Source organism: Pedobacter sp. AC163, from assembly GCF_979258665.1.
The window spans coordinates 3,044,776-3,061,173 of the sequence record NZ_OZ409872.1 but is presented as its reverse complement, the minus strand read 5'-3'; the positions used below and the strand labels follow the sequence as shown (position 1 = coordinate 3,061,173).

Here is a 16,398-nt window from a genome sequence, read left to right as displayed (position 1 = left end):
TGCACTTGTCATTCTGAACGCAGTGAAGAATCTATACCCAAGGTCTGTGTCCTCACAGAACTTTTTTAGGCGTTAATTAAAACGGTCGTCACACTGAATTTATTTTAGGGTCTTAATGACAAGGCAGCCAAGTAGGAAAGATGCTGATCCCGAATGTTCGGGACAGCATGACGGAGTAGGCGAAGAAAATCAAGCAAGGACGTGGTGCCTGAAAAACAAAAAACCCTTTGCGAAAACACAAAGGGTTTGATATTTTAAAGAGCCTGATTAAGAAAACTATCTATCAATCGAGCCCATTACTTTCTGACCGAAAGCGTTAAGTGCATCTTTTTCAGCCGCACCTTCGCTTACCATCTGGTGTACTTCAAGCGCACCACAAATATTGGTAATCATTTCGCCAGCAACATCAACTTCGTGCTCGCTAACCCCTCTAAACTCACAGAAAGCCTCTAAAACTTCTAAAGTTGTTTCCAATTGAGCAGGAGTGGTGTTTTGAAATAATTGTCTTATAACCGGAATTTTCATTATTTAATCTTGTTAAAAAGTTCAATTAAACCTTCCGCTTTGTTGGTTTGCACCTGATCTACCAAATTACCGCCTTCGAAAGCTGCAAAAGTTGGTAAATTATCAACGTTTGCAAATTTGCGTGAATTTGGAAGTTTTTCGGCATCAACAATTAAGAAAGCTACGTCTTCATTTTCAGCAGCCAGTTTTTTAAACTTCGGTTTCATGATTCTGCAGTTACCGCACCATGATGCAGCGTACTGAACCATAACTTTAGAGTTATCGGCCAAATACTGTTGAAGATTATCTTCTGTTAATTCTAAAAACATAACGTTTTATTTAATTAGTTAGCAGCTAAATATTCAGCAACGCCGGTTCTGTTTGCGTTCATTGCTTCTTTTCCTTCTTCCCAGTTTGCAGGACAAACTTCACCGTGTTTTTGAACGTGAGTGTATGCATCAATTAAACGCAAATATTCTTTCACGTTTCTGCCTAGCGGCATGTCGTTAACACTTTCGTGGAAAACTTTACCAGTTTCATCAATTAAGTAAGTTGCTCTGAAAGAAACATTTGAACCAGAGAATGATTCATTTCCTTCTTCATCGTAGTTAACTTCTTGATCTAAAATATCTAAAATTCCAGATAATTGTCTGTGTGTATCAGCTAAAATCGGGTAAGTAACACCTTCAATTCCGCCATTATCTTTTGGAGTGTTTAACCATGCGAAGTGAACTTCGTTAGTATCGCAAGATGCACCGATAACAATTGTATTTCTTTGTTCAAACTCAGGTAAAGCAGCTTGAAAAGCATGTAATTCTGTAGGGCAAACAAAAGTAAAATCTTTTGGATACCAGAACAATAACACTTTGCTATTCTTATTTACAGCCTCTTCAAATACATTGATTTTCAAGTCATCACCCATGTCTGACATTGCATCAATACTAACACTCGGAAATTTTTTACCTACTATTGCCATAATTTTTGTCTTTAATTTTATAGCGCAAAGGTACGGCGAAAACAAGTCCAAATCAACCCAGATCTGGTATTTGTTAATTGTATTTATTGATGGCGATATAGTCAAAAACTATAATGATTAAAATATATATAAATTTTGAATATCTGGCTTCAATGTGTCGTCATTGCGAGGCACGAAGCAGTCTTAAAGCGCTGGATTAATAGCGATTGTTGTAGGATTGCTTCGTGCCTCGCAATGACGTGGCGCTTAAAATTATTTCTTCAATGTATTTTCATACAATTTGAATATCCTTTTATATTCATCCGTCCAGCTGCTTGGCTCTATGAAGCCGTGGTCTTCAACTGGATAAACAGCCAGTTCCCAATTGTGTTTTCCAAGTTCGATAAAGCGCTGTGTAATCCTAACAATATCCTGAAAATGAACATTCACATCAACCATTCCATGTGCCATTAATAAATTGCCTTTCAATTTATCAGCAAAGTAAATTGGCGAGCTTTGTTTGTAGGCAATCGGGTCATTAAAAGGTTCGTTTAAAATATTGGAAGTGTAGCCATGATTGTAATGTGCCCAATCGGTAACCGAACGCAAAGCTGCACCGCTGGCAAAAACGTCCGGTTCATTAAACATCGCCATTAGCGTAATAAAGCCTCCGTAAGAACCACCATATAAACCCACATGTTTAGGATTAACACCATAATTTTCTACCAAAAACTTAACACCATCAACCTGGTCTGTTAAATCTTTTCCACCCATGTGGCGGTAAATGCCTGTTCTGTGATCGCGACCGTAACCCGAACTTGCAGTGTAATCTATGTCGATTACCGTGTAACCGTTGTCGGCCAGCAAATTGTTGAACATAAACTCCCTAAAATAGGTACTCCAACCGAAGTGTACATTTTGTAGATAACCAGCTCCATGAACGAAAACGACTGCGGGATGGTTTGGATGCGGCTTATCAGATTTATAAACTCTTGCGTAAACATCAGCACCGTAGCGGTTTTTGAACGAAACCATATCGGGTTCACGCCATTTATAAGAATTAAATTCCTTTGTGGCAGACTCAGTAACTTTTGCTGCTTTAGCCCCAATTTTGTTCGGTTGAATATATAGCTCACCTGGTTTGTTTAGATAAGAATAATTGATGGCAAGATACTTTTCGTCAGGCGAGAGTGTGATGTCATTCAAGCCTTTCATGGTTGTAATTTGAACCAGCTCACCACCATTTACACCAATGCTAAAGAAATTTGTAATACCTGGATGTTCCTTGTTCGCTTTAAGATAGAAGTTTCGTTTGTCTTTCGCTAACTGAACCGACTGAACTTCCCATTTACCAGAGGTGAGTTGCTTTTTAGCGCCGGTTGAAATATCCGCAACATAAAGGTGTGAATAACCGGTCGCCTCACTTTGATAATAAAAATGGTTGTTATCTATCCAACCCGTGCTTCCTTGAAAAAAACCGCTAATGCCGGGGCCACCAATCCAAGCCTCATCATGCTGACGATCTATTGAATTAAATTTGCCTGTCGAAGCATCTAAGTTTAAAATCCAGCGGTCCTTATTGTCGGTAGAAGTTGCTACCATAATTGCAGCACTTCCATTCTCATTCCACAACGGACCGAAAAAGTTAACCAACCTGTCAGCATTTTTCTTTTTTAACGAATCCAGTAGCTTTGGATATTCCTTATAAAAATCAGGAATATCTTTAATACCTGGAATATTAGAAGTTTGAATCGCATACACCGAATCCCTTTGCGTATCGTAAATAAATCCTTGAGATACACTTTCGTTTTCACCAACTTTGGTTCTGCCGGGAATATCTTCTGTATAGCCAGATGCTGTTACATAATTTGGTACGACGGTGTTATGGTTATTTTGAGCCAGAGACGTTAATTTGTAGGTTACAAAACGGCCATTAGGGCTAATGACGACATTGTTTAAAAACCGATCATCAGTGTAAAGCGGTTTTAAAGATTTTGTATCGCCAGATTGTGCTCCGAAGCGACTTCTACCTCCACGACCAGTACCCCGAGTTTCTGCATTTCTTTTTTTAATGATATCGAACAACTCTGTTTGCTGTGCCTTTAGCCAGCCATCTTGTTCGGTAGCAGGCTTGGAACTTGTTTTTCCAGGAGCTTTACCCTTTACGAAATTGGTTATTTGCTTAGTTTCAGCTGTAGCCCGATTAAGCTGAAATAAATTCTCACCTAATTGGTAAACTACATCTCCATTGCTTAAAAAAACAGGGCTACTTTCCCTCTCCAGCGTATTGGTTAACCGAGTTTCTTTCTTTGTTTTTAAATTTTGAAGATAAATATCACCGCTCTTTTCTACCAAACCTAACGATTTATCTTTGTTGTGAACATAATTTAAGCTGAGCAATTTTTCATCTTCCTGATCAACGGCTTTAATGGGCTTGGAATTCGAAGTTGATATTTTATATAATGCTTCTTTTGCTTTGTTTTCAGGATTCCAGTTAAAGTATAAAGTTTTGCTATCTGCCGTCCAGCGGAAATTTGTAGGCGAACTTCCCATCCATTTTGGGTCTCGCATAATTTTTTCTACCGTTAATGGACCAATTTGTTGTGCGAAAGTGTACCCGCTTGAGCAGAGCAATAGGAAAAGTATATATTTCTTCATGAATTTTTGTTTGGATGGCGCAATTTAGAGAATGCTCGAATTAAAGTGGTAAGGAAATGGAAATGTTACAACCTCACCCTGTTAAAGTTTTTGCTTTGCCTTCTATTGTGCGCTCCCTCTCCTGAAAGAGAGGGATTTTTTTGATGTGAGTAAAGTCGATGGGTTTAAAACACAAACGAAGTTTCCCTTTCTTTCAGGAGAGGGATGCAGTGCCTAGGCTACAGCTACAAACTTTCACAGGGTGAGGCTTATCGAATCACTCGCCCTGTTCTATCCACATTAATCAAATCAAAAGGCTTTAAAAATTCGTTGATGATTACTGAAAACTCCCGTCGTGTTAAAACCTTTTTCAGATCGTATTTTGAAGAAAACTTATAAGTCTTGTTCCACTTCTTCTCAATTTCAGTTCTGGTGGCATCAACCGCTTTATTCCCAACATAACAGACCATTGAAATGGTATTATCCAGATCGATTGGAATATTTTGATGATCATCAAACCAAATTTGAGCTTTGTAATAATAATCTTTTAGGGGTTGCTTTATTTCATCGTAAGTAACTGCTTTTTCAGGTTGAAAATAAACCTTTCCCTTTTCTATATCCGCTTTTAAAATTCCGGTAATGCCCACTTTTTGGATTGCCAGCCAATTTGAATCAACAATTTTAACATCATCAAAAGGCATTAACGATAATTTGTAAGATAGTAATTCACCTTGAATTCTTTTTAAGTTTGATAAGCTGGTTTTGGTTTTGTAAAATGCGGCATACGCTGCGGTGGCACCAGCTGCCTGTCCGATTTCAAAATTATCAGGTTTGATGTATAAAATGTTTTCTTGGTTTGGAATCAGCAAATTATAAAGTGAAAGATAATTAGATGTTCCGTTTATGCCAGCAATTGTTGTACGATATAAGTTTTCAGCATAATTAATAGTATTTGCTTCTGCTGGTTTTAAAGCTTCTATTTTCAAAGCTGGAAGGATCTTTTCCACCTGGTCAGTTACAACCAATACCTTTGCTTTAATACTTTTTTCTTTGGTTAATTTCGCTTCCCAACCACTTCCAGAACGTTTAATATCATAGTATGGCGTGTTGTTAATGATATCAAGAAGTTTTGAGCTATCAGCCCAATTTTTGATTACTGCGTTTACAATTTGGGTGGTCATTTCGGGTAACGAAACACTATCGGCAAGTTTTAAGGATTTTCTGGCTCTCTTTTCGAAGGCCCTCACAACGCCATTTGGAGATAAATTTTTAAAACCGCTTAAGTTGAAACCATCACGCTGTGTTAAAACAATTGCATTTACACCCGACTCCGTAGCTTGAACGCCTGCGGCAAAAGCAGCATTCGAATTACCTAAAATAAGCACATCTGTTTTAATGGTTTGAGCACGAATAATTAAGGGAATTAAAAATGCAAAGGCAAAAAACAACTTCTTCATTGGTGGTGTCTAAAATTAATTGCAATATGCTTTAAATGAATGAATTTTTAATGAAATGAATTGATTTTAACTAAATTTAGCTAACTACTCAAGCGATGTCAGTCTGAGTTTATCGAAGACTTATGATGTCTTTCGACAAGCTCAAGATGACAATACAGAATATGGAAGAAAAAATAAAATCAGTTTTCGATTTACAACAGCGGCACAAATTCGACCTGCGTAAAGCCAACGCTAAAACAAGAATTGCTAAGTTGAAAATACTTAAGCAAGCTTTAGAAAATGCTGAGGAAGAAATCTATCTGGCATTGGAAAAGGATTTACGTAAAAGTAGATTTGAGACTGCCGTAACCGAACTGTTTTTTACTTATTCCGAAATAGACCACGCCGTTAAGAAACTTGCAAATTGGATGAAACCAAAATCGGTAAGTAAAACGTTGAGTAATCTCTTTGCAAGCAACAAAATTTACTATGAACCCAAAGGTGTTTGTTTAATAATTGCGCCATGGAATTATCCTTTGCAACTAATCATGAGTCCGCTGATTTCGGCAATCGCCGCCGGTAATTGTGTGATTTTAAAACCATCAGAGTTAAGCTCAAATACAGCAGCAGTTATTGGAAGAATAATTTCCTCAACTTTTGATGAAAGGGAAGTAGCCTGTTTTGAGGGAGACGCCGATGTATCTACGATTCTACTCAAACTCCCGTTCGACCATATATTTTTTACCGGAAGCACCGCTATTGGAAAGGCAGTAATGGAAGCCGCAGCTAAAAACTTAACATCGGTTACCTTAGAACTGGGTGGTAAATCTCCTGCTATAATTGATGATACTTGCAATTTAAAAAAGGCTGCAGAAAAAATTGCATGGGGCAAGCTGGTTAATACCGGGCAGACTTGTATTGCGCCTGATTACGTTTTAATTGATGAGAAACTAGAAACAGCGTTTGTTGAGCATTACAAAGCGGCGGCTCAAGCTATGTTTTTTGTAGATGGAGAAATCAATAAAACGGTTTTTGGAAAAATCATTAATGAAAAGCAATTTAATAGATTAGGCGAACTGATCGAAACCGCCCAGAAAGACGGCGCTAAACTGGCTTGGGGAGGGGAGACTGATGAAAGTACTCAAACGATAAACCCGACAGTTTTAACTGCTGTAAATTTGGAAAACACCATTATGAAGGAAGAAATTTTCGGTCCAATTTTACCCATTGTTACCTACAAAAATTTGCAGCAAGCCATTGATGTTGTTAATGCCAAAGATAAACCACTGGCACTTTACATCTTTTCTGATAACGCAGGCAACCAACACAAAATTATCAATGAAACAACATCAGGGGGAACTTGTGTAAATGATGTATTGATTCATATTAGCAACCCGAATTTGCCTTTTGGAGGTGTAAACAGTAGCGGAGTCGGAAGTTGTCATGGCATTTTTGGCTTCAAAAACTTTTCACACGAAAGGGCAGTGGTTTTTCAATCGAAATTTGGAATGACTAACATGATTTATCCGCCGTATAAAATGGGATTGTTGAAATGGTTAAAAAGACTGATGTAGACTAGGACTTTACATGCGGATGCTTTCCATTTCAACATCACAGGGGTTTATCCCACTAAAACAGAGGTCATGGTTAATGAACCACCAACCGCTTTATCGTTAAAGAAAGACACCTCTTCTTTATCATGTTTCAATCCTAAATTATAGATCAATGGTAGATAATGCTCTGGCGTAGGAATAGCCAACATGGCATCGGTGCCTAAGTTTCTGTAATTGATGAGTGGTTGGTGATCGCCATTTGCGATAAGATTTTTGAATTTGTCATTCATCTCATTTGCCCAATCGTATCCGCCGCCATTAATCATTTCCCAACTTATCATGCGGAGATTATGCACCATGTTTCCGCTGCCGATCACCAAAACGCCCTTCTTGCGTAGCGCATAAATTTCTTTAGCGATTTCATAATGTTGCTCTGGAGATTTTGTATAATCGATACTCAACTGAAGAACAGGAATGTTGGCTTCGGGATACATGTGTTTTACAACGGTCCAGGTGCCATGGTCCAAACCCCAATCGTGGTCTAAGCCAATAGGTGTAGAATGAACTAAAGTTGGAATTTCAGTAGCCAGTTTAGCATCGCCAGGTGCAGGATATTGAACATCGAAAAGTGCTTGCGGAAATCCCCCAAAATCATGAATGGTTGAAGGAAAATCCATCGCGGTAACAAAAGTTCCATGGGTATACCAATGTGCAGAAACCACCAATACCGCTTTTGGTACCGGAATATTTTTTGCCAAATCTGCCCAACTTTGGCTAAACTCATTGTTTTCAATGCCGTTCATCGGCGAGCCATGTCCAATAAAAATCGTTGGCATTAAATCGGTTTGTGGCAAACGTTGGGTAAAGCTTCTAAATTGTGATAATGTTGACATGATGTTTAAATTATCTTTAAAGTTACTTTATTCCATCTTCCTACAGCTTGATGTATGTTAGGAAAAAAAGTTAGCTAACGATTTTCATTTGATACAGCAACCGAGGTCGCAGACAATGAAAACAAAGGCGCCTGACAAGCTACTGTGGTTTATGGTGGCCGAACGGTCTAAGCGAGAGATAAAAATTCCTATTTAAAAAGTAAAAGCCGGGCTTTTTGAGCTCGGCTTTTACTGCGTATTGCAAACGGTGCACATCATGTTTACGATATGCAGTTTCACTAGTTTGATTTTATCGTTTCAGAAACATCGCCACACTCAAACATCATGCTTCCATAATACGGGTTTTCGATGCTTTCTTTTTCATTTAACCAGCTTGCTTTCGCCATTGGGCAGTGTTGAACGTAAACCGTAGTATTGTTAAATTTGATGTTACGTACGGTTTTAATCATCGCTGAAGAAATTCCTTCAAAAGATTTTCTTTGTGCTTTGATATCTTTTCCTGCAGCCAATTCAGTTGCTTTTGCTTTAATTATTTTTGCCTGTTCCATCCACATTGTGTGTTGTGCGGCTGGCAAATCTTTGTGGGGTATAGCCTCTACTTTTGCTGATAATGCTTTCACTTTTTCGGCTGCTACATCTTTCTTATCAGTTGCTAAAGCATTCTTCACATCATAATAAGCTGTTAATACCTGGTTAAAAGCAGCATCAGTTTTACTTTGTGCGAAAGTTAATTTCGTTATTGCAATGGCAATAATAGCCATCATGATCATTATTTTTTTCATCTTGAGTATATTGTTTTGTTTTCGCTGAAGCTTGTATAATCAACATATTAATTTTAGTTGCATACTTCACGTTCAACTTTAATTTATTTTAAAGCATTAAAAAAGTTAAATTCTGCTCTCAGCAGATACATGTTTTTGGTATATCTATTGGCCATATTTCCTGTCGCCTGAAACCGGTAGCCCAAATCGATCCTGGTTGTGCTATTCAAAATAACCTGAAAGGCAGGGGCTAAATCCAAATACGATTCGCCTGAGTTTGGATCTGTTTTTCCCAATATTTCAAAATACAAATTAAAATTAGGTTGCTTATAGTCTTTGTATACGAAAGGCAAAACCAGATATCCGGAGGATAAACTGTAAGAAAGCATCTGATCAGGTTGTGGCGTATTCAATCTGAGCACCTTGTCGTTTTTTTCAAAAGCATTTGAATAACCTAATGTTGCTGAAATGGCCAGTTTATGCAACAGCTGAGTAAATATTAATCCCGCTTGCCAACCACTATTATCCCCTTCTAAATTAATATCCCTGCTAAATCCCGGCCTTTTGCTTGTACTTATTCTACCAAACGCAGCAGCCCTGAAATGACTTTGGCTTTCATCAATTGATAAAAAACGATATTTCGCATATAGACTTCCACCCTCCACACGAAAACGACCGTCGAAATCTGACAGAAAACCTTGCGCATGCATCATCAGGTTTTTGTTGAAACCAAACATGACTTCTGGAATAGTTCTGCTCACAAAACCAGGATTATTAAACATGCCCTCATTGGTAATACGAACACCAATAGATTTGGTGGGCATGTTGCTTGCTGGCTCAGTGAAAACGTACAACTCCTGACTAAAAGCCATACCAGCAGCGCCGATCAAGATCAGCGCCGTTAAAAACATCCTTCTCATTTAAGAAAGAACCAGGTGATAGACACGCATTTTTTTACCGTTTACAACAGCAGTTCCGTTTGCATACGCATCAGAATTTACGGTAGCCGATTGTTTTTTAAATGCAGAACCAGAAATGAAATTCTTATCAATAACCGAGGCTTTTACCGTTCCGTTTAAAGTTTTGTTTTTGGCGTTTACAAAACGATAAACGTTGCCATCAACAATTGCCTGACCTTTATCATCTACTTTTACCTGATTAAAAGTGAAATCGGCGGTTAAACCACCAACCGAAAAGCCAGCATCCTGTACTTTTTTGCGCACCATATCTAAGTTGATATCAGCGCCTTTCTTGAAATTTAAAACAAAGATGTTTTTGTTTAAATCTGGTTTAACAGAGTTGATGAAACCCAAAGTTTCTAAAGATTTTTGAGTAGCGTTCGAACACATTGAACAGGTTAAACCAGTTACCTGTAAATCGGCTGTTGATATTTGTTGTGCCGAAACCTGTGCGGCGAAGAATAGCATAATAATGCTGAATAATTTTATTGTTTTCATGATTTTTGGAATTAGAATATTTAATTACTCGTCATTTCGACTGAGTGATTCACGATGGAGAAATCTAATTAATACAGATCTCTCATTCCGTTACACTTCTTTCGAGGTAACAGACATGAAGAATAATCCTAATTCCTGAAAATGCAATTGAAAACATGCAAGGCAACCCCTAAAGAAAGTGGAGGTGCTTTATTGCTGATTTTGCTAAAATATGCGGGGGTAATATTTGAAAGAAATTCTAAAACTGGCGGGTGTAGAAACAGTTGAATAGAAAATAACTTTGGCATTTGTGTTTGTGCCTCAGTTTGGTGACTGTCCTTAACTTTAACGGTTACCTGCGTGTTTTTACAACAGCCATCATCCTTAATTTTTTCAGCAGGAATATCTGCACAAAACTTACAAGAAATTTCGTTGCTAAACAACTTAACATTCTCTAGTTTGCCGCCGCAAAAATGCAAACTTAAAGCCAAACCCATAACACTAACCGCATACAATACGGCCAAAGAAAGTGCTATTTTTTGTTTCAACTTCATTTGTACAAAGATATGGCAAAAAAAATTGAATAATGACACTCATTATTTATTGAAATTCATTTTTTAGTTTAATTTAGCCTCAAACACAAATAAATGAAGAAATTATTATTGTTCGTTTGCGCTTTTTCGATGTTTTCGGCCTTTGCTGCGAAGCCTAAAAATCAATATATCAGAATAAAAACGGAGTTTGGAGAATGCATTGTAAAACTTTATAATGAAACCCCTTTACATCGGGAAAATTTTTTGAAACTTGCAAAAGATGGTTATTACAACGGAACATTATTTCACAGAGTGATAAAGGATTTCATGATTCAGGGTGGTGATCCGGATTCTAAAACTGCTAAACCAGACTCTTTGCTTGGAGAAGGCGGCCCGAAATATACCATTCCAGCCGAATTTAGAGACAGTTTATTTCATAAGAAAGGCGTTCTGGCTGCTGCAAGAGAGGGCGATATGGTTAACCCCAAAAAAGAATCTAGCGGAAGTCAGTTTTATTTAGTGCAAGGCAAGGTTTTTACTGATGAGCAGTTGAATTCTATCGAAGAAAAACGATTGAAGTTTAAATTACCAGAATATCAGAGGCAGGTTTATAAAACCATCGGCGGTACACCGCATTTAGATAGAAACTACACCGTTTACGGCGAAATTGTGGTCGGCTTAGATATGGTGGATAAAATAGCTATGCTACAAACTGATAAAAATAATCGCCCTAAACAAGATGTTAAAATGGATATTAGCATTTTGAAAAAGAGGGAAGCGAAGAAATTGGAAAAACAGCTGTTGCAGGATTCTTTGAAAGATAGAATGATAATAAAACATTCATGAAAATCATCTCTTATAACGTCAACGGAATTCGAGCGGCAAGTACCAAAAACTTCTTCGGCTGGTTGCAAGCTACCAATGCTGATATGGTTTGCCTACAGGAAGTAAAAGCATTGCCTGTACAAATTCCAGAAATTATAGCTTTGATTGAGCAACTTGGTTACCATCACTATTGGTATCCGGCTGAGAAAAAAGGATATAGTGGTGTGGCGATTCTAACCAAAATAAAGCCTAGCCATGTAGAGTATGGATGTGGAGAGGAATGGATTGATAAAGAAGGTCGAATTATAAGAGCTGATTTTGATGATTTTTCCCTAATGAGTTTGTATATGCCATCGGGCTCGAGCGGCGACGAACGGCAAGTAAAAAAATATGATTTCATGCGCTTTTTTGATGGATACATTGGCGAATTGCGGAACCAAATCGCTAATTTAATTGTGAGTGGCGATTATAACATTTGCCATACTTCGATTGATATTCATAATCCAAAATCGAATGCCAATTCATCAGGCTTCTTGCCTGAGGAACGCGAATGGATGCAGTTATTTCTCGAAAATGGTTTCATAGATACTTTCCGTCATTTTAATAAAGATCCGCATCATTACACTTGGTGGAGTTACCGTGCGGGTTCGAGAGGGAAGAATCTGGGTTGGCGCATTGATTATCACCTGGCCACAAAGTCGCTGGAAAATAGGCTGAAAAATGTGAGAATCTTGCCTGATGCCATCCACTCTGATCACTGCCCTGTTTTATTGGAATTAGAATAAATCTGTCGGCCGCAAGTTAGGGCTTATCATCATAAACCTGTAACTTCCAACTTCTAACCAGTCAACCATATGCTCATTACAAACATTAAAGGCCTTGTGGGTTTACATCCGAAAGATAAGTTGGTTCTTCGTGGAAGCGAGATGAGCAATTTGCCTGTTTTGGAGAACGCGTGGCTTTTAATAGAAGATAATTTGATTAAAGATTTTGGTAAGATGAGCGAAATGCCATCTCCCGTCTCTCAATTATCTCCACAACTCTCCGCAAAAGACAAATATGTTTTTCCATCGTGGTGCGATAGTCATACACATATTGTTTTTGCCGCTTCGCGTGAGGAAGAATTCGCATTAAAAATTCAGGGTAGAAGTTATGAAGAAATTGCCGCAGCAGGAGGAGGAATTTTGAACTCTGCCGCTAAACTTCAAAATACTACTGAAGATGAACTATTCAAAAGTGCATCCATAAGGTTGAAACAAATGATTTTACAAGGAACTGGTGCTGTAGAAATTAAAAGTGGTTACGGCTTAACCGTAGAGAGCGAAATTAAAATGCTGCGGGTAATTCAAAGGTTGAAAAGTGTTTTTCCAATTCCTATTAAAGCGACATTTTTGGCTGCTCATGCCTATCCGAATGAATTTAAAGACAATCATCAAGGTTATATTGATTTAATCATCAACGAAATGCTGCCCCAAATTGCCGCAGAAAAACTAGCCGACTATATTGATGTTTTTTGCGAAAGAGGATTTTTCTCTGTCGATGAAACCGAACAAATTTTAGTGGCTGGAGCCAAATACGGATTAAAACCTAAAGTCCATGCTAACCAACTTTCCATTTCGGGTGCTGTCGAAATTGCGGTTAAAAACAATGCCATTTCTTTCGACCATCTCGAAGAAACTAATGAAGAAACAATAGAGAATTTAAAATCATCATCAACCATCGCAACGCTATTGCCATCGTGTTCATTTTACCTGGGGATTCCATTTGCCAATGCTAAAAGTTTAGTTGATGCCGATGTAGCAGTTGCACTGGCCAGTGATTTCAATCCAGGTTCGACACCATCAGGAAATATGAACTTTGTGGTTTCGTTGGGCTGCATAAAATTGAAAATGCAACCGGAGCAGGCTATTAACGCAGCAACTTTAAACGGAGCGGCAGCCATGGAAATAAGTAGCGATTATGGAAGTATTGCTATTGGTAAACGAGCCAATTTTTTCATCACTAAACCGATGCCTTCAATCGCCTACCTGCCTTATAGTTTCGGCGAAACGCAAATAAAAACCATCATTTTAAATGGAGAAATTTATAATGGATAGCCTGAAAATATATTCACAAAGTGATATAGATAAGCTGATTATTTATCGTGACGGTGAAACCAAAATTGGCGAAAAGGTTGAGGTATATCTTGACGGAGAGGAGGATTTTTTTCCGAACGTGGCAATTTCTATTGATGGGTTAGCGAAAAGCAAAGCCAAGTTTGTGCTCTTAGGTATCCCAGAAGATATTGGTGTTAGGGCGAATGCAGGAATTGCAGGTGCCTCCACAACATGGAAGTCAGCGTTGATGGCCTTCTTAAATATCCAAAGCAATCGCTTTTTATCTGGAGAAGATGTTTTGGTGCTCGGGCATTTTGAAATCGAAGAACCCAATGATTTATCAATCATCGGATTGAGGAATAAAGTTGCCGAGATTGATCATTTGGTTTATCCTATCATTGAAAAAATTGTATCTGCCGGAAAAATTCCTATTGTGATTGGTGGTGGACATAACAATGCTTATCCAATTATTAAAGGAACCTCTTTAGCAAAGAATCAAGCGATTGATGTTTTGAATATCGATGCTCATGCCGATCTGCGTAAGCAGGAGGGGAGGCATAGTGGCAACGGATTTACTTATGCTCTGGCAGAAGATTATTTAGCCAATTATTATATGTATGGCCTGCATCAAAACTATAATAATGAGGCGACAGTAAATGAAATTGAAACCAATTTTAAGCTTAACGCGGTTTTTTTTGATGATATTTTGAAAGGCACCGATGATCAAGATTTCATTGCGAAGATTGACTCTGTCGCAGGTTTAGAGATAGATTTAGATTGCATTCAAAACGTGCTTTCCAGTGCGGAAACACCCTCGGGATTTACAGTAAATGAGATTAGGAAATTGATTTTAACCACTAGAACTCATTTTTCCTATATGCATATCAGCGAGGGAGCTACCAGGTTGCTTGATGGCAGAGTTAGTAAATTAACATCGAAACTGATTGCTTATTTGATCAGTGATTTTGTTAAGGCACAAGCCTAACTTGTTCCCGCAGATTTTGAGGTTTCACGCTGATATTATGCAGGTAAAATTCTAAGAAAGGGTTAATCCGACCGTCATTTCGACCGAAGGGGAGAAATCTTTGAAGGGGTTAGGGTCTAAAAAAGTCGATATAATCTTTAGGAGAATATCTTACAAATGCTCTTCCTCGTATTTCTCACCAGCCTTCAACATCAGCTCAATTTGCTTTAAATCATCGGCGGTAAGCTCTTCTTTTTCCTGCAATTCAAATACCGCAATCATGTTCTCTTCATACTGTTTTTCGGTTTTGATAACGATTTCCTGTGCCATGATTAAAAGCTTAAAATTTGATAGTTTCTGTTGGTGTGATGCAAAAATCTAAAGCGATGTCGTGTTCATTCACATCATCAACTTTATCAATTGCAGGCGACAAAGATAGCCCTATTTTTTGAGCATTTATATTTTGAAGAAAACGGTCGTAAAAGCCTTTACCATAGCCTACACGATAACCCTGGCTATCAAAAGCAAGTAATGGGATTAAAACCATATCTACTTCACCATTATGGATCATGCCTTTTTGCGGTTCTAAAATGTTATACAAATTGTTCTTCAAATCATCCACACCCAGGTATTCGTGATTGGTCATTAAAGCGGTTTCAAAATCAGCCTTCGGAACAATGATTTTGATTTCAGGATGATGTTCTGCCAGCCATTCGATGAGCAGAAAAGTATTTGGTTCTCTTTTTTCGATGATGGGTAAAAATATATGCAGCGTTTTCACTGCACTAAAATCCAGCTTAACGAATTGATTTAGCAATCCAATATTTAGCGATTCATATTCCGTATCGCTAATCGCTAATCTATCTTTTAAAGCTTGTTTTCTGATTTCGGATTTTAACATGGCTTCACGTTTAGACAAATATAACAATTAGAAATTTCGGGTGTTTTCGATAAAAAGGAAAGATACACGAGTTGAATTAGCGAACGCTTTAAGATTCCCACCTGCGTGGGAATGACGGATTTGTAAGGAGATAGGATAAAATGTCATGTATGAGATCATATATAAAACACCAACTATGAACCGTCGTCATCCTCAGCTTGACTGGGGATCTTAAAGCAAAAGAAAAACACACATTCAAAATATTTAACTTCTTTTAATCGATGTCTTTTTAAAACAAAAAAGCCCTTGAAAATAAATCCAAGGGCTCGTTTTAAGATTTTATAATTTATTTTACACGCTCTACATACTCACCTGTACGCGTATCAACTTTAATTTTATCGCCTTGGTTTACGAACATAGGTACTTTAACCTCAACGCCATTTTCAAGTGTTGCCGCTTTTAATGCGTTGGTTGAAGTATCGCCTTTAACCGCAGGCTCAGAATAGGTAATTTCGAATTCTGCAAAGTTTGGCAATTGACCCATAATCGCTTCATCGCTTTCCATTGAAACGATAACACTCATGCCTTCTTTTAAAAATTTGATTGCAGAACCAAACAGCGTTTTCTCTACGTTGTATTGCTCGTAAGTGTTATTGTCCATTACTACCAAATAATCGCCATCTTCGTAAAGATATTGATAATCGCTAGTTTCAACACGGCAAATTTCAACAGCCTCGTCTGTACCCATACGAGCCTCAACAATTCTGCCCGATTTAATATTACGGAATTTACCGGTGTAAAAAGCGCCGCCTTTACCTGGTGTACGGTGATTCCATTCGTCAACAGTAACTAACTCGCCATTTACACGTAAGATGTTACCGTTTTTAATTTCTGATGCTTTAGCCATATGATGTGATCCTAATTG

Annotated in this window: 18 protein-coding genes; 5 read left to right on the top strand and 13 right to left on the bottom strand. The window is 38.0% G+C overall.

Annotated features, from left to right (window positions below; translation table 11 throughout):
• Window positions 1–276 precede the first annotated feature (276 nt).
• The 5 genes from ACZZZK_RS13220 to ACZZZK_RS13200 form a co-directional block, all read right to left on the bottom strand.
• The gene (locus tag ACZZZK_RS13220) at window positions 277–525 is read right to left on the bottom strand and encodes a DUF6952 family protein (RefSeq protein WP_010599336.1); all 249 of its coding nucleotides are present in this window, start codon (window positions 523–525) and stop codon (window positions 277–279) included.
• Entirely contained in the window at window positions 525–833 is a 309-nt protein-coding gene (locus ACZZZK_RS13215) for a thioredoxin family protein (RefSeq protein WP_010599335.1), read from the bottom strand. Before ACZZZK_RS13215 ends, ACZZZK_RS13220 begins: the two co-directional genes overlap by 1 nt.
• Window positions 834–847: 14 nt before the next feature.
• Entirely contained in the window at window positions 848–1,480 is a 633-nt protein-coding gene (locus ACZZZK_RS13210; protein ID WP_131563058.1) for a peroxiredoxin, read from the bottom strand.
• A gap of 252 nt (window positions 1,481–1,732) precedes the next feature.
• A complete protein-coding gene (locus ACZZZK_RS13205; protein ID WP_463484542.1) occupies window positions 1,733–4,117 on the bottom strand; it encodes a S9 family peptidase in 2,385 nt (794 codons plus the stop codon).
• A 248-nt stretch (window positions 4,118–4,365) separates the two neighbouring features.
• Window positions 4,366–5,553, bottom strand: coding sequence for a hypothetical protein (locus tag ACZZZK_RS13200; protein WP_463484541.1), 1,188 nt, complete (start codon window positions 5,551–5,553; stop codon window positions 4,366–4,368).
• A gap of 146 nt (window positions 5,554–5,699) precedes the next feature.
• Between ACZZZK_RS13200 and ACZZZK_RS13195 the strand changes: the two genes are divergently transcribed.
• Window positions 5,700–7,106, top strand: a complete 1,407-nt coding sequence (locus ACZZZK_RS13195; RefSeq protein WP_463484540.1) for an aldehyde dehydrogenase family protein — start codon at window positions 5,700–5,702, stop codon at window positions 7,104–7,106.
• Between the two features lie 47 nt (window positions 7,107–7,153).
• On the opposite strand, the gene ygiD is transcribed toward ACZZZK_RS13195, so the two are convergent.
• From ygiD to ACZZZK_RS13170, 5 genes are all read right to left on the bottom strand, one after another.
• Window positions 7,154–7,978, bottom strand: a complete 825-nt coding sequence (ygiD, locus tag ACZZZK_RS13190; RefSeq protein ID WP_463484539.1) for a 4,5-DOPA-extradiol-dioxygenase — start codon at window positions 7,976–7,978, stop codon at window positions 7,154–7,156.
• 278 nt (window positions 7,979–8,256) lie between these two features.
• Window positions 8,257–8,760 carry a DUF3347 domain-containing protein gene (locus ACZZZK_RS13185; protein ID WP_463484538.1) on the bottom strand — a complete coding sequence of 168 codons (504 nt, stop codon included), beginning with the start codon at window positions 8,758–8,760 and terminating at the stop codon, window positions 8,257–8,259.
• Between the two features lie 83 nt (window positions 8,761–8,843).
• Window positions 8,844–9,659, bottom strand: a complete 816-nt coding sequence (locus ACZZZK_RS13180) for a hypothetical protein (protein ID WP_463484537.1) — start codon at window positions 9,657–9,659, stop codon at window positions 8,844–8,846.
• Window positions 9,660–10,196: a heavy-metal-associated domain-containing protein gene (locus ACZZZK_RS13175; RefSeq protein ID WP_463484536.1), complete on the bottom strand. Its 537-nt coding sequence runs from the start codon at window positions 10,194–10,196 to the stop codon at window positions 9,660–9,662.
• Window positions 10,197–10,324: 128 nt separating this feature from the next.
• Window positions 10,325–10,729, bottom strand: a complete 405-nt coding sequence (locus tag ACZZZK_RS13170) for an HYC_CC_PP family protein (RefSeq protein WP_463484535.1) — start codon at window positions 10,727–10,729, stop codon at window positions 10,325–10,327.
• A 93-nt stretch (window positions 10,730–10,822) separates the two neighbouring features.
• Here ACZZZK_RS13170 and ACZZZK_RS13165 point away from each other — a divergent pair, with 93 nt between their 5' ends.
• From ACZZZK_RS13165 to ACZZZK_RS13150, 4 genes are all read left to right on the top strand, one after another.
• A complete protein-coding gene (locus ACZZZK_RS13165) occupies window positions 10,823–11,554 on the top strand; it encodes a peptidylprolyl isomerase (protein ID WP_463484534.1) in 732 nt (243 codons plus the stop codon).
• On the top strand, window positions 11,551–12,318 hold the full coding sequence (locus ACZZZK_RS13160; RefSeq protein WP_463484533.1) for an exodeoxyribonuclease III: 768 nt from the start codon (window positions 11,551–11,553) through the stop codon (window positions 12,316–12,318). Before ACZZZK_RS13165 ends, ACZZZK_RS13160 begins: the two co-directional genes overlap by 4 nt.
• 69 nt (window positions 12,319–12,387) lie before the next feature.
• Window positions 12,388–13,629 carry an imidazolonepropionase gene (gene hutI / locus ACZZZK_RS13155; protein ID WP_463484532.1) on the top strand — a complete coding sequence of 414 codons (1,242 nt, stop codon included), beginning with the start codon at window positions 12,388–12,390 and terminating at the stop codon, window positions 13,627–13,629.
• Window positions 13,607–14,614 carry a formimidoylglutamase gene (locus ACZZZK_RS13150; protein WP_463484531.1) on the top strand — a complete coding sequence of 336 codons (1,008 nt, stop codon included), beginning with the start codon at window positions 13,607–13,609 and terminating at the stop codon, window positions 14,612–14,614. The genes hutI and ACZZZK_RS13150 overlap by 23 nt, the downstream gene beginning before the upstream one ends.
• Before the next feature lie 150 nt (window positions 14,615–14,764).
• Here the strand turns inward: ACZZZK_RS13150 and ACZZZK_RS13145 are convergent, their stop codons facing one another.
• The 3 genes from ACZZZK_RS13145 to efp form a co-directional block, all read right to left on the bottom strand.
• On the bottom strand, window positions 14,765–14,923 hold the full coding sequence (locus ACZZZK_RS13145; protein WP_463484530.1) for a hypothetical protein: 159 nt from the start codon (window positions 14,921–14,923) through the stop codon (window positions 14,765–14,767).
• Window positions 14,924–14,933: 10 nt separating this feature from the next.
• Entirely contained in the window at window positions 14,934–15,494 is a 561-nt protein-coding gene (locus tag ACZZZK_RS13140; RefSeq protein WP_463484529.1) for a 5-formyltetrahydrofolate cyclo-ligase, read from the bottom strand.
• Window positions 15,495–15,819: 325 nt separating this feature from the next.
• Complete coding sequence (efp, locus tag ACZZZK_RS13135) at window positions 15,820–16,380, bottom strand: elongation factor P (protein ID WP_056850640.1); 561 nt, start codon at window positions 16,378–16,380, stop codon at window positions 15,820–15,822.
• Window positions 16,381–16,398: the final 18 nt, after the last annotated feature.

Bases quoted from the DNA above. Each gene is read 5' to 3' on its own strand.
- ACZZZK_RS13195 (WP_463484540.1), top strand. From the start codon at position 5,700: ATGACAATACAGAATATGGAAGAAAAAATAAAATCAGTTTTCGATTTA.
- ACZZZK_RS13210 (WP_131563058.1), bottom strand. From the start codon at position 1,480: ATGGCAATAGTAGGTAAAAAATTTCCGAGTGTTAGTATTGATGCAATG.
- ACZZZK_RS13180 (WP_463484537.1), bottom strand. From the start codon at position 9,659: ATGAGAAGGATGTTTTTAACGGCGCTGATCTTGATCGGCGCTGCTGGT.
- ACZZZK_RS13160 (WP_463484533.1), top strand. From the start codon at position 11,551: ATGAAAATCATCTCTTATAACGTCAACGGAATTCGAGCGGCAAGTACC.
- efp (WP_056850640.1), bottom strand. From the start codon at position 16,380: ATGGCTAAAGCATCAGAAATTAAAAACGGTAACATCTTACGTGTAAAT.
- ACZZZK_RS13175 (WP_463484536.1), bottom strand. From the start codon at position 10,196: ATGAAAACAATAAAATTATTCAGCATTATTATGCTATTCTTCGCCGCA.
- ACZZZK_RS13145 (WP_463484530.1), bottom strand. From the start codon at position 14,923: ATGGCACAGGAAATCGTTATCAAAACCGAAAAACAGTATGAAGAGAAC.
- ACZZZK_RS13170 (WP_463484535.1), bottom strand. From the start codon at position 10,729: ATGAAGTTGAAACAAAAAATAGCACTTTCTTTGGCCGTATTGTATGCG.
- ACZZZK_RS13215 (WP_010599335.1), bottom strand. From the start codon at position 833: ATGTTTTTAGAATTAACAGAAGATAATCTTCAACAGTATTTGGCCGAT.
- ACZZZK_RS13140 (WP_463484529.1), bottom strand. From the start codon at position 15,494: ATGTTAAAATCCGAAATCAGAAAACAAGCTTTAAAAGATAGATTAGCG.
- hutI (WP_463484532.1), top strand. From the start codon at position 12,388: ATGCTCATTACAAACATTAAAGGCCTTGTGGGTTTACATCCGAAAGAT.
- ACZZZK_RS13150 (WP_463484531.1), top strand. From the start codon at position 13,607: ATGGAGAAATTTATAATGGATAGCCTGAAAATATATTCACAAAGTGAT.
- ACZZZK_RS13205 (WP_463484542.1), bottom strand. From the start codon at position 4,117: ATGAAGAAATATATACTTTTCCTATTGCTCTGCTCAAGCGGGTACACT.
- ACZZZK_RS13165 (WP_463484534.1), top strand. From the start codon at position 10,823: ATGAAGAAATTATTATTGTTCGTTTGCGCTTTTTCGATGTTTTCGGCC.
- ygiD (WP_463484539.1), bottom strand. From the start codon at position 7,978: ATGTCAACATTATCACAATTTAGAAGCTTTACCCAACGTTTGCCACAA.
- ACZZZK_RS13220 (WP_010599336.1), bottom strand. From the start codon at position 525: ATGAAAATTCCGGTTATAAGACAATTATTTCAAAACACCACTCCTGCT.
- ACZZZK_RS13185 (WP_463484538.1), bottom strand. From the start codon at position 8,760: ATGAAAAAAATAATGATCATGATGGCTATTATTGCCATTGCAATAACG.
- ACZZZK_RS13200 (WP_463484541.1), bottom strand. From the start codon at position 5,553: ATGAAGAAGTTGTTTTTTGCCTTTGCATTTTTAATTCCCTTAATTATT.